Raw genomic sequence first — 12,502 nt, forward strand, 5'->3', positions numbered from 1 at the left:
AGAGAATGAATGAAAACTTCGATGTAACCTACAAAGCATTATTCCGCAAGTACTACCCCAGCCTCATCTTCTACGCCACCCGCCTGGTAGGGGAAGAGGAGGCGGAAGACGTGGTACAGGATGTCTTTGTGGAGCTATGGAGACGGAAAGACAGCATAGAGATAGGCGACCAGATACAGGCTTTTCTCTACCGTGCCGTCTATACCCGTGCCCTCAACGTATTGAAACATCGCAATGTGGAAGACGGCTACTGTGCTGCTATGGAAGAAATCAACCAGAAACGTGCAGAATTCTATCAGCCGGACAACAATGAAGTAATCCGGCGAATTGAAGACAGAGAACTCCGTAAAGAGATCTACAACGCCATTAATGAATTGCCGGACAAGTGCAAGGAAGTTTTCAAGCTAAGCTATCTGCACGAAATGAAAAACAAAGAGATAGCCGATGTTCTCGGCATTTCACTCCGCACGGTAGAGGCTCATATGTACAAGGCCTTGAAGTACTTGCGCAGCCGCCTCGATCCGCTTTGGATAATTCTTTTCTTATTTTTATGGAGAGATTGGTAAGTGTTTTTATGTTTTGAATTGTATTATTAATATGAAGGAAAAGAAAATGAGTAATCTGAGTGAAGATATAATCAATAGATATCTGACAGGACAATGTTCCGAAGAAGAGCTTATCAAAGTGAATGCTTGGATGAAGGAATCGGAAGAGAATGCCCGTCAGTTATTTCGTATGGAAGAAATTTATCATTTAGGTAAATTCGACCAATATGCCGACGGACAACGGATGCTTCGTGCAGAAAAACGACTTTATAAGAAACTGGACGAGGAGAAAGGAAAACAGAATAAAATACTGCGTATGCATCGTTGGATGAAATATGCAGCAGTCATTGCTATCATATTTTCCATCAGCGGTGGAATCGGATATTGGTTTTATCACAATGGAACCGACCAGCAAATGATGGTTGCAGTTGCCAATGAAGGTATTGTGAAGGAAGTCGTTCTGCCGGACGGAACCAAAGTCTGGTTAAACAACTCGGCTACCTTAAAGTACCCGCGCGAGTTTTCCGAAAAAGAACGTAATGTACATTTGGAAGGAGAAGCTTACTTCGAAGTTACCAAAAATCGTCATAAGCCATTCACCGTACAAAGTGACGCCATGCGTGTACGCGTATTGGGTACAACATTCAACTTCAAATGCGACAAGCGTTGCCGGGTAGCCGAAGCAACATTGATTGAAGGCGAAATAGAAGTGAAAGGGAACAAGGAAGAGGGACAAATCATCCTTGCCCCCGGACAGCGTGCGGAACTGAACAAAAGCAATGGCCGACTGACTGTAAAACAAGTAGACGCCAAGTTGGATGCAGTATGGCATGACAACCTGATTCCATTCCAAAAAGCCGATATATTCACAATAACCAGAACATTGGAGCGTTTCTATGATGTGAAGATTATTCTGTCTCCCGATATGAAACCGGACAAAACTTACTCCGGTGTACTGAAACGGAAGTCCGACATCGAATCCGTACTGAAATCATTGCAGAACTCCATACCTATTGATTATAAGATTGTCGGAAACAATATCTTTATTTCTCCTAAATAAGAAATATAAGGTGTGAAACTAAAAAGCTATTAATACCATGAAATTAAAAACATTCCTTCTAGTAGGATGTTTAGGAGGTTTATTTACACTTAGCTCCTGCACAGCCCCCACTAACGTAAAAGACTATAGTGCATACGTCAACCCTTTCATCGGTACCGGTGGACATGGACATACTTTTCCCGGCGCAGTAGTTCCCCACGGCATGATTCAGCCTAGTCCGGACACCCGGATTGACGGTTGGGACGCCTGTTCCGGTTATTATTATGCCGACTCTACAATCAATGGTTTCTCCCACACACACGTCAGCGGCACAGGGTGCTGTGATTATGGGGACGTACTGTTCATGCCAACTGTAGGCAAACAACAATACCTGACTACCGATCCTCAAAGTCAAGTACTAGCCTATGCCTCTTCTTTTTCTCACGAAAATGAGGTAGCCGAACCGGGATATTATGCTGTTTTTCTAGATACTTATCAGGTAAAAGCTGAAATATCAGCCACTAAACGTGGCGCTATCCACCGTTATACTTTCCCCGAAAGTTCGGAATCCGGCTTAATCATCGATTTAGATTACAGCCTGCAACGACAGACAAACTCGGAGATGGAAATAGAAGTAATCAGTGACACGGAAATATGCGGACATAAGAAAACGACCTATTGGGCTTTCGACCAATATATTAATTTCTATGCCAAATTCTCCCAACCGTTCTCTTACACATTGATAACAGACTCTATCACCATGGACGACGGCAAACGTCTTCCTGTCTGCAAAGCCCTGTTGCATTTCAATACAAAGAAGAATGAACAAATACTTGCGAAAGTAGGCGTCTCTGCCGTCGACATAGCAGGTGCACGCAAGAATGTCGAATCAGAGATTCCCGGATGGGATTTTGATAAAGTACGCAAAGACGCACGACAGGCATGGAATCAATATCTGTCGAAAATTGATATTACAACTTCCGACAAGGAAGACAAGACCATCTTCTACTCCGCTCTCTATCACACAGGAATCAGCCCGAATCTGTTCAGCGATGCAGACGGACGTTATTTAGGTATGGATCTCGAAGTACATCAGGGAGATACCGCCAATCCCGTATATACAATATTTTCCTTATGGGACACCTTCCGTGCATTGCACCCGTTAATGACGATTATCGACCCCGATCTGAATAACCAGTTTATCAATTCACTGATAAAGAAGCACCAGGAAGGCGGAATATACCCGATGTGGGATTTGGCTTCCAACTATACAGGCACCATGATTGGCTATCATGCTGTTCCCGTCATAGTGGACGCTTACATGAAAGGATACCGTAACTTCGATGCAAAAGAAGCCTATAAAGCCTGTCTGCGTGCAGCCGAATATGATACCACCGGTATCAAATGCCCGGACTTGGTACTGCCTCATCTCATGCCGAAAGCGAAATATTATAAAAATGCGATTGGGTATATTCCCTGCGACCGCGAAAACGAATCCGTAGCCAAAGCCTTGGAGTATGCGTATGACGACTGGTGTATCTCTATCTTCGCAGAAGCAATGAACGATTTTGAATCCAAAGCCAAATACGAACGTTTTGCCAAAGCATACGAATTCTATTTCGACAAATCAACTCGTTTCATGCGCGGACTTGATTCGAAAGGTGAATGGCGCACACCATTCAATCCGCGTGCATCAACCCATCGCAACGATGATTATTGTGAAGGAACAGCCTGGCAATGGACTTGGTTTGTACCTCACGATATAGATGGACTGGTCAATCTGATGGGTGGAGAAGACGCATTCGTTCAGAAACTCGATTCGTTATTCACGGCCGATTCATCACTCGAAGGCGAAACAACATCGTCAGACATTAGCGGACTTATCGGTCAATATGCACATGGCAACGAACCCAGCCATCATGTGATTCATTTATACAATTACGTGAACCGCCCATGGAGAACTCAAGAATTGGTGGATAGTGTTTATCGTAGTCAGTATGCCAACAGTGTAAATGGATTATCCGGTAATGAGGATTGTGGTCAGATGTCTGCCTGGTACGTTCTCAACTCCATGGGATTCTATCAGGTATGTCCCGGAAAACCGGTATATTCTATCGGACGTCCGGCTTTCGACAAAGCAGTGATCAATCTGCCCGAAGATAAGACATTCAGTATAATAGTTAAAAACAACTCCAAAGAGAATAAATACATTGAAAGCATATCACTGAACGGCAAATCTTTGGACACTCCATTCTTCAATCATCAGGATATGGCAAATGGTGGAACAATGGAAATCAGTATGACCGACAAACCTAATTACAAAACACATATACCATGAAAAGAATATTATTAATTGCTTGTGTGCTTGGTTGTACACTCTTTGCCAAAGCGAAAGACTGGACACAGTATGTCAATACGCTAATGGGTTCGCAGTCCTCCTTTGAGTTATCAACAGGTAACACTTATCCCGCCATCGCCCGTCCTTGGGGAATGAACTTCTGGACTCCCCAAACAGGAAAAATGGGAGACGGATGGCAATACACCTATACTGCCAATAAGATTCGCGGTTTCAAACAAACGCACCAGCCCAGCCCGTGGATTAATGACTACGGGCAATTCTCCATCATGCCGATAGTCGGAAAACCCGTGTTTGATGAAGAAAAACGCGCCAGTTGGTTTGCTCACAAAGGAGAAACAGCTACTCCTTATTATTATAAGGTATACCTTGCCGAACATGATATAGTGGCGGAAATGACGCCGACGGAACGTGCCGTTCTTTTCCGTTTTACTTTCCCGGAAAACGATCATTCATATATTGTGGTAGACGCTTTCGACAAAGGTTCGTATATCAAGGTGATTCCCGAAGAAAACAAGATCATCGGCTATACTACCCGCAATAGCGGAGGAGTTCCCGAGAACTTCAAGAATTACTTTATCATCGAGTTCGACAAGCCCTTTACTTATAAAGCAACGGTAGCCAACGGCAATCTGCACGAAAACGTTACAGAACAAACGACTGATCATGCCGGAGTCATCATCGGATTCCGGACACATAAAGGTGAGCAGGTACACGCCCGCATCGCCTCTTCCTTTATCAGCTTCGAGCAGGCTGCCACCAATATGAAAGAGTTGGGCAAAGACAATATTGAGCAGCTAGCCAAGCAAGGAAAAGAAGCTTGGAATCAGGTTTTGGGCAAGATAGAAGTGGAAGGTGGAAATCTTGACCAATATCGTACATTCTACTCATGTCTGTACCGCTCCTTACTCTTTCCGCGTAAATTCTACGAACTGGACGCAGCAGGAAAGCCCATTCACTACAGCCCGTACAACGGACAAGTATTGTCGGGTTATATGTATACCGACACAGGTTTTTGGGATACATTCCGTTGCCTGTTCCCATTATTGAACCTGATGTATCCTTCCATCAACAAGGAAATGCAGGAAGGACTTATCAATACGTACAAAGAAAGCGGATTCTTCCCCGAATGGGCAAGTCCCGGACACAGAGGGTGTATGGTGGGAAATAACTCTGCCTCTGTCTTGGTAGATGCCTATATGAAAGGCGTCAAAGTAGACGATATCAAGACCTTGTATGAGGGTTTGCTTCACGGGACAGAGAATGTTCATCCTCAGGTTTCTTCAACAGGACGCCTAGGACACGAATACTACAACAAACTGGGTTATGTTCCGTATGACGTAAAAATCAATGAGAACGCCGCCCGCACTTTGGAATACGCTTACGATGACTGGTGCATTTATAAACTGGCCAAAGAACTGAAACGTCCGAAAAAAGAAATCAGTCTCTTCGCCAAACGTGCCATGAACTATAAGAATCTTTTCGACAAGGAGTCTAAACTGATGCGCGGACGCAATGCGGACGGTACATTCCAATCTCCGTTCTCTCCGCTGAAATGGGGTGACGCCTTTACGGAAGGCAACAGTTGGCACTACACCTGGTCTGTATTCCATGATCCTCAAGGACTTATCGACCTGATGGGCGGAAAAAAAGAGTTTATCACTATGATGGATTCCGTATTCGCCGTACCTCCCGTTTTCGATGAAAGCTACTACGGACAGGTGATTCACGAAATCCGTGAAATGACCGTTATGAATATGGGTAACTACGCACATGGCAACCAGCCCATCCAGCACATGATTTATCTGTACGACTATGCAGGTCAACCCTGGAAAGCCCAATATTGGTTACGACAGGTTATGGACCGGATGTACACTCCCGGACCGGACGGGTATTGCGGTGATGAAGACAACGGACAGACTTCCGCCTGGTATGTATTCTCTGCCCTCGGCTTCTATCCTGTATGTCCGGGTACGGATGAATATATTGTAGGCGCTCCATTATTCAAGAAAGCCACCCTTCACTTCGAAAACGGCAATAGTCTGGTGATTGACGCTCCAAATAACAGCAAGAAGAATTTCTATATCAACTCCATGAGCTTCAACGGAACCGATTATACCAAGAATTATCTTCGTCACGGAGATTTATTCAATGGAGGAACTATCAAAGTAGATATGAGCAACAAGCCCAATCAAGACAGAGGAACAAAAGAAGAGGATATGCCTTATTCTTTCTCTAAAGAGTAAATCTATCAGACGCGGATTAACGCAAATTAGCGTTAATCCGCATTTAAATCTACAATATTTTTACATTTATCTGTGACGGAGCTCTTAATATAAGAACCCAACTATCCACAGAGGCAAGGTTGACTGCAAAAGTCTCACGTACAGTACCAATTTTCCCAGGATGGGAAGTGAGAGCATATAATAAGTTAGAATTATCCAAGCGAAAGATAAATATAAGCATTTGCTGTTTGCAAACAGCAAAAAACGCCATAAATTGCTGTCCACAAACAGCAAATCACACAATCCCCCTCTTTTTATCAAGATTCCTACTAAAAGAAATAGCCGGGAAGTATCTTTTCACTACTTTTGCTCCTACAAACAACACCTTATGAAAATGAAAGAGAAACTTGACTTCTCAGAAGTCCCCTACCAATATGCGATGTGCCTTAATCAACAATGCCCGAAGGCCGACACCTGTCTCAGACAACTTGCCGAACAAAGTGTACCGGAGGAAGTTGAATATTGGTCAATTATCAGTCCCAAACGTTTAAACTCAATAAAAGGCGATTGCCCCTACTATCGTTCCAATATCAAGGCACGCTATGCAAAAGGATTTATCGGGATCTTAGAGAGTCTGCCTCATAAGCAGATGGAAAACGTAATTTCCCACTTAATAAGTTTCTTCAACCGAAGGACCTATTACCGTGTCCGCAAAGGTGAACGTTTACTCTCTCCTGCCGAACAACAACAATTTATAAACATCCTTAAGTACTGCGGTGTTTCCCAGCCACTAAAGTTCGATAAGTATATCGAAGCTTATGATTGGTAGCAAGCCGTAAGTGCCATGATAATGCCGTTCCTTTGTCACAGTTGTGCCATCGAATTGGCACGATTGTGACAAAGGAATGGCACAACTGTGACACCGTAGTGACACAAGCCATTCAATCTAAAGTATTCGTCACGTACTTGCCGACAAATGAAAAGAAAGAAGATTACCCCTGCCACAATTATCTGTAACAGGGGTAATTTACATAAAAGGATTACCCTCTTCTTTTTTCTTATAAAGGCTATATCTACCGAAAAGCTCTATTATTTATAGACTATTTCCGTAGCCGCATCTTTAGTCAAGTTTGGAATCTCCTGTCCTTTCTTCAGATAAAGAGTCTTGAGCTTATCACTACGCTTGACATTCAATGTTGTCAATGCCGGACATTCTGAAACATCGATAGAAGTTACTTCGTCATAACTTGCATACCAGGAATAAAGGCTTAGGTTAGACGTTTCCAACTTAGTAGAAATAATCTTTAAACTGTTACGCTCAGAATATCCATAATAACCCGCACCGTCAAATTCGGTTATCGGATTGTCACCCAAATTATATTCCTCACAATTGTTGAGGCTATTTCCAGACACCTTTTCCACCTGATGCAAACCTGAAATATCAAGTTTCTCCATATTGGTGCAATAACCCAAAGTCAAAGTCTTCAGGTTCGGGAAGTTTTCAATACCGGTAAGGTCTTTCAAATCGTCGTAATACGAACTGTTAGAGAACACAGTTGCCTCACGACCCGCATCAAGCACAATACATTGAGAAGCGGTAAGCTGAAGCACCCATTGCTTCGCACTCACAACCTTCATTAGATTAGCGTCAGGTATTTCAACCACCTCTACACCGGGTGTTTTCTGTACCACAGATATTTCGCTGAACATAGAAGAATTGGTAGCATTGCTAATGCGGATTGTACCGCCGCGCGTATCCGGCGCCTCAGATAACTGATAGCTCAGAGTAACTGTCTTCAAGCCATCTTCACCTTCTACCGGTACAGATACCTTTTCGTCGGTTATCCAATCGTATCCTTTCAGAATGTCAACTTTGTAGTCGACGTTATATCGCACAGTAAATGAAACTTCACGTGCGGCAAGATCGTCGTACATCAAGACATTTTCGCTCGGAATGATCGCATTAGTTTGTGCTTGAGTGACGTTCACCACTACCGATTTTTCTACCAGCGGACTTGAGAGTGTGATTGCCGTAGTACGATCTTTATACGTCTCATTCGCCAATGTCTTGAAAGAATAAGTGACCTTTCCTCCAAATTCACTTCGCTTATTGAACGAAATCCACTCCTCTCCTCCATCGCTGAAAGAGATGGTAGGTTCTGCCACATTGGTGGTAAGCTGAATGGAAACTGTATTTTCCGCATTCGATACGGACACATTTTCTTCAGAAAGCAGACTCATCAGATAAGCAGGTGCAACCTCTATCTGCAAAGGAGCAACTTGCGCACCGGTAAAGAACTTGAAAGTAGCCGTACGCAGCTCGTCCAGATCGTTCGGATCAACTGTAAAAGTCACCTCGTCACCGTCTCGTCCGGAAGTGACGGACGGAAACACCCAGTCGCACATACCGGACAAACGCCAGTCACCGGAACTGCTGACCGTGATCGCTACATCCCCCCCCTTTTTATCCATTTGGATAATATTGGTCGACAACGAGATAGCATCGCCACCGCTTGTCGCTTCATCATCGTCGGAACACCCCCACAATAAAAAGGTTGCCGACAATACCATCATAAATCTATTTATCAATTTCATCTTTATCATTCATTTTTAAGGTAAAACAAAACTTCTCATTAGAGCGGCACACGCTCGGTGCTGTTCTTCCCATACTTGAACTTCGGATAGATAAGCTCTTCATCATACAACCCGCGGCATACAGTTTGGCAACGGGACACTTGATAACTATACTTATTCGGATCGAGTGCGAAGAACATATAATATCCGTAACCCGCAGCACGCCGACTGCGTGCCGTTGATTCGCTGGAATCTCCACTTCCCCGATTAAGCTCTATCGACATACCGCCACATTGCTTCACAGTCATCCCCGTACCTGGAGAAGCAGCACCACCATAATCGGCTACCGCATAATCACAATACTGACCGGGAGTCACACCGTCAATCACCTGGAGGCTATTGGAATACATGGCTCCCAAATTATAAAGCGAAACTATCTTTTCGGGCATTGCCAATTTACATTCGTACATCAACCGTGAACCTGCATACGTTGACGGTTGCGCCAACCACGGATTGTTCAAATCAGGATAATCGGAATACTCATCGTCAAAACCTACACCGTCCAGATTGTAAGCACGACAATAGGCCGCCAATTCGCGGGCAAACTCTTTGGCTCCCATATCCGACAGTTGAGCACAACCTGCCTGGTCATGGTTACCCAATACACTGATGATAACTTTCATGCCCGCCTTGCGGAGCGGTTGCAGGTATTGTTCGTTATTGTCGAGCAAGAACTGCACATTTTCGTTGTTCTTGAGATAAACGCGATTGGTCACGGAATTCCAGTTGATGTTGGCGGCAAACAGCACAACGTGGTCGAAGAAATACTTACCGCTTGCTGTCAAGAATTCAAGCGCATTCAGCGGATTAGTATCATTTACCTCAAAATAAAGCACATTGGTCACAGCACCTTCACCTTTGAAAGTGTTCGGCATATTTCGGCAATCTTTTACGAGAAGTACCATGTGAGCGGACGTTTCGGTAAACGTTACCCCTTCGGTAGGCGAAGAGGCTGTCAAGGGTACGATATAGGTTTTCCCTTCTTCCATTCCATCGAAAGCGGTAAGCGTCACCTTTACGCTCGGAGTACTTTTATCATCCGGCGCAAGCAAGAAAATTCCATCGTGAGCAATCTTCACGTTCTCGGCAGGAAAGAGTTCAAAGTCGGTGTTATGGATAGCGTTGTAAGTGTCTTTATAGGCCTCATCCACCGCGATTTTCACATCCACCCCTTTTTGCGGAAGCTTGGAAAGGCTGAATATCACGTTCGTGCTATATTCCGCATCGCGCAATTCCACTACCGAATTGTTCTTGTTCGTGCTCTCGTCGAGCAACAAACCGTTCAGTTGAGTAGCACCCAGATAGGGGGTTTCGTCTACATTGCTTCCCACATTGATGTCTTCCTCACAAGAAGTAAGGAAAAGAACGGAACATACCGCCAACGACAAGAAGCCATATTTAATAGTATTCATTCTATTCATAATCAGAATTTTGTTTGGTTAATTGTTATTTCTTCTCAGGTAATGACACTGGCACCCATACAGGCTCATTGTCGAATGTCAAATCGTATCCGCTGGCATAGTCTATCACCTTAGTACCTGCGCCTTCGTCGAACTTCCAGTAAGCAATCAGGCCGTCGGATGCTGGATCGACAAAGTAGAAGTGGTTCGGAGCCTTAATCTCTTCAGCGGTGAGCGCACGGTTCCAAATACGGGCTTCAGCAACGACTCCATCGAAATAGCGTTGAGCCTCGTAAGAATAACCTATCCAGAACACACGGCTACCGTCTTCTTCATTATGATGCTTGGCACCTAAATTAACAGAAGTTCGACCTACGTAAGCTCTCGACAATTTTTCGACTCCATTGACATAAACCGTGACATAGCCACCATCGAACACTACTGCCAAATGATACCACACTCCACTTTCAAATTGCAGCTCTGAACTGGATACATTCGTAGTAGAAGCAATCTGTAACTGGTTGGAAGGTTCAGAATCGCCGAGACGCAACAAATAGTGGCTTTCGATACCCATCAGCGTGCTGATGCCATTGGAGAAAGAATTGGCCTTAAACAGAATTTCCATCGTATTCTGACTCAAATTATTGAATTTAGGGTCATTATTAAAGTCTGGATAAGCTCTGTTGCGATTCATGTTGGCCACCACATTGACAAGCGATGCCGCACGGAACACATAATAATAGGTTTTCGCACTCTGCAACACATCTACCCCTTCCACCGAGCGAATAGTAACAGGAAGCACATACACCTTGTTGATGTCAAGATTACCGATATTCACAAATGTAACAGGAAGTGACGTACTGGCTATCGACCCCGCATTGATGACCGTCGTGGTTTCTTCCATCGAATAAAACTCTTCAGGAAGAAGTTCCACGTCTTCTTCATAATAAGTGAGCTTATAAGTTTCCAAAAGTGCCGGATCGGGAGCGATAGTCACTTTAATTTCGTGATCTTCCGGCTTTGCGATAGCCACCGAGATATCAGAGACTTGGTTAGGCATTCCCGCTTTGAAAAGCACATCTTCCGTAAAGACAGAGGTGGAAATGAAAAGTTTGTTGTCGAAGTTCTCATCATTTTCTGTGCATCCGACCAAGGAAAAGGCAAGACTGAGAACCCCAAATAATAATATATTTAGTTTCATATGATAGTAGATTAATTTACGGTTGGATTCATTATGTTTATAGCCTCACGCGCATTAGGATATACGAACGTGACGTTAAAGTAGTCCTGTTGAATGGCGTCAATTGAAATTCCCGCTTTCACATAGCCCGATACGGGAAGAATAGCCCAACGAGCCGCACCGATAACGGAGAGTGTGCCATCGCCAAATTCACCGGTAGCTATTCCGGCAGCATTTACGTACGGAGTACTTACCCCCATCACATAACGGTCGGTGGGAATACCATCCATATACGACATCATAACAAGATAAGACATCTCGTCATAGTTTTTAGCACTGTGGGCGTTAATGATAATAAACTCGCAATCGGATAATATTTGCTTATCAATCACATTCTGCGGACATCCCTTGAAAAGAATCGCTTTCCCGCAGGAAGCCTTCCATTCGTTCACTAAATCGAAGAAAGCTCCTTGTCGCATGGTTTCCGCCACAACAGCTTCCTCGCCTATGATACTATTAAGATCGGTCCCCGTAAAGTTCAATTCGACTCCATCCAATCCAAGCGCATCACAAGCCGCTAATTGCTTAGCCGTCTCCGTTTTGCAAAAATCGATGAAACGGGCAGCAGGATCTACCACAACCTCTTCGTCTCCTTCCTCGCCGTCGCCCCCTTCTTCAGATTCTTCCGGAGCGGGGGTGTTGGCTTCTTCATCAAGAATCGCTTTCCAACGAGCCTCTATCGCATCGAAATCAATCAAGCCTACTACTTTCGTACCTTTTTTGTGAACTTCAGCTACTTCAGCCGCATTCATGGCATTCACTTCCAAGATATTGTTCAAACAAATGTAATCAATACTGTCCGGTAAATCGGTGAGATGCTCGTTGCGACAAGCTGGAGCAGTGCCCTTATTATCTATCGAAGCAATCGTTATCTTATGAACGGATTGTTTATATAATACTAAGTTCTCCAAGTACTTGGTATATAACTCAGGATTCTGTTCCTGAATATTGGGTTGTTTGATATCTATACCTTCAATATCTGTCCAATCACTACATGCTCCTAATGTGAAGCTTGTCGCAAAGAACAATAAGGTTGCTATTTTAAATTTATTCTTCATAATAT

At 44.0% G+C, this 12,502-nt stretch carries 9 protein-coding genes; 5 read left to right on the top strand and 4 right to left on the bottom strand.

Annotation, left to right across the window (positions count from 1 at the left end; genetic code table 11):
• The first annotated feature begins 5 nt into the window (after window positions 1-5).
• The 5 genes from GD630_RS11695 (at window position 6) to GD630_RS11715 (ending at window position 6,994) form a co-directional block, all read left to right on the top strand.
• Entirely contained in the window at window positions 6-566 is a 561-nt protein-coding gene (locus GD630_RS11695) for an RNA polymerase sigma-70 factor (RefSeq protein ID WP_143864866.1), read from the top strand.
• A gap of 31 nt (window positions 567-597) precedes the next feature.
• On the top strand, window positions 598-1,605 hold the full coding sequence (locus tag GD630_RS11700; protein WP_182505596.1) for a FecR family protein: 1,008 nt from the start codon (window positions 598-600) through the stop codon (window positions 1,603-1,605).
• Between the two features lie 37 nt (window positions 1,606-1,642).
• Window positions 1,643-3,922: a GH92 family glycosyl hydrolase gene (locus tag GD630_RS11705; RefSeq protein ID WP_143864865.1), complete on the top strand. Its 2,280-nt coding sequence runs from the start codon at window positions 1,643-1,645 to the stop codon at window positions 3,920-3,922.
• Window positions 3,919-6,186 carry a GH92 family glycosyl hydrolase gene (locus GD630_RS11710; RefSeq protein WP_143864864.1) on the top strand — a complete coding sequence of 756 codons (2,268 nt, stop codon included), beginning with the start codon at window positions 3,919-3,921 and terminating at the stop codon, window positions 6,184-6,186. The genes GD630_RS11705 and GD630_RS11710 overlap by 4 nt, the downstream gene beginning before the upstream one ends.
• Before the next feature lie 373 nt (window positions 6,187-6,559).
• On the top strand, window positions 6,560-6,994 hold the full coding sequence (locus tag GD630_RS11715) for a DUF6078 family protein (RefSeq protein ID WP_182505597.1): 435 nt from the start codon (window positions 6,560-6,562) through the stop codon (window positions 6,992-6,994).
• A gap of 260 nt (window positions 6,995-7,254) precedes the next feature.
• On the opposite strand, the gene GD630_RS11720 is transcribed toward GD630_RS11715, so the two are convergent.
• Genes GD630_RS11720 through GD630_RS11735 form a run of 4 tightly spaced genes read right to left on the bottom strand, consistent with a single transcriptional unit; the run spans window position 7,255 to window position 12,497 of the window.
• Window positions 7,255-8,760, bottom strand: coding sequence for a BACON domain-containing protein (locus tag GD630_RS11720; RefSeq protein WP_143864861.1), 1,506 nt, complete (start codon window positions 8,758-8,760; stop codon window positions 7,255-7,257).
• Window positions 8,761-8,798: 38 nt separating this feature from the next.
• On the bottom strand, window positions 8,799-10,220 hold the full coding sequence (locus GD630_RS11725) for a BT_3987 domain-containing protein (RefSeq protein ID WP_143864860.1): 1,422 nt from the start codon (window positions 10,218-10,220) through the stop codon (window positions 8,799-8,801).
• A gap of 25 nt (window positions 10,221-10,245) precedes the next feature.
• The gene (locus tag GD630_RS11730; RefSeq protein WP_143864859.1) at window positions 10,246-11,400 is read right to left on the bottom strand and encodes a DUF1735 and LamG domain-containing protein; all 1,155 of its coding nucleotides are present in this window, start codon (window positions 11,398-11,400) and stop codon (window positions 10,246-10,248) included.
• Window positions 11,401-11,411: 11 nt separating this feature from the next.
• Window positions 11,412-12,497 (bottom strand): glycoside hydrolase family 18, encoded by a 1,086-nt coding sequence (locus tag GD630_RS11735; protein ID WP_143864858.1) that lies wholly within the window; start codon window positions 12,495-12,497, stop codon window positions 11,412-11,414.
• Between the last annotated feature and the right edge of the window lie 5 nt (window positions 12,498-12,502).

The sequence above is a fragment of the Bacteroides zhangwenhongii genome (assembly GCF_009193325.2).
GTDB classification, from domain to species: domain Bacteria; phylum Bacteroidota; class Bacteroidia; order Bacteroidales; family Bacteroidaceae; genus Bacteroides; species Bacteroides zhangwenhongii.

What these genes read in the sequence shown, in the direction of transcription:
- GD630_RS11695 (WP_143864866.1), top strand. Translation starts at nt 6, where the DNA reads ATGAATGAAAACTTCGATGTAACCTACAAAGCATTATTCCGCAAGTAC.
- GD630_RS11715 (WP_182505597.1), top strand. Translation starts at nt 6,560, where the DNA reads ATGAAAGAGAAACTTGACTTCTCAGAAGTCCCCTACCAATATGCGATG.
- GD630_RS11735 (WP_143864858.1), bottom strand. Translation starts at nt 12,497, where the DNA reads ATGAAGAATAAATTTAAAATAGCAACCTTATTGTTCTTTGCGACAAGC.
- GD630_RS11720 (WP_143864861.1), bottom strand. Translation starts at nt 8,760, where the DNA reads ATGAAATTGATAAATAGATTTATGATGGTATTGTCGGCAACCTTTTTA.
- GD630_RS11725 (WP_143864860.1), bottom strand. Translation starts at nt 10,220, where the DNA reads ATGAATAGAATGAATACTATTAAATATGGCTTCTTGTCGTTGGCGGTA.
- GD630_RS11705 (WP_143864865.1), top strand. Translation starts at nt 1,643, where the DNA reads ATGAAATTAAAAACATTCCTTCTAGTAGGATGTTTAGGAGGTTTATTT.
- GD630_RS11730 (WP_143864859.1), bottom strand. Translation starts at nt 11,400, where the DNA reads ATGAAACTAAATATATTATTATTTGGGGTTCTCAGTCTTGCCTTTTCC.
- GD630_RS11700 (WP_182505596.1), top strand. Translation starts at nt 598, where the DNA reads ATGAAGGAAAAGAAAATGAGTAATCTGAGTGAAGATATAATCAATAGA.
- GD630_RS11710 (WP_143864864.1), top strand. Translation starts at nt 3,919, where the DNA reads ATGAAAAGAATATTATTAATTGCTTGTGTGCTTGGTTGTACACTCTTT.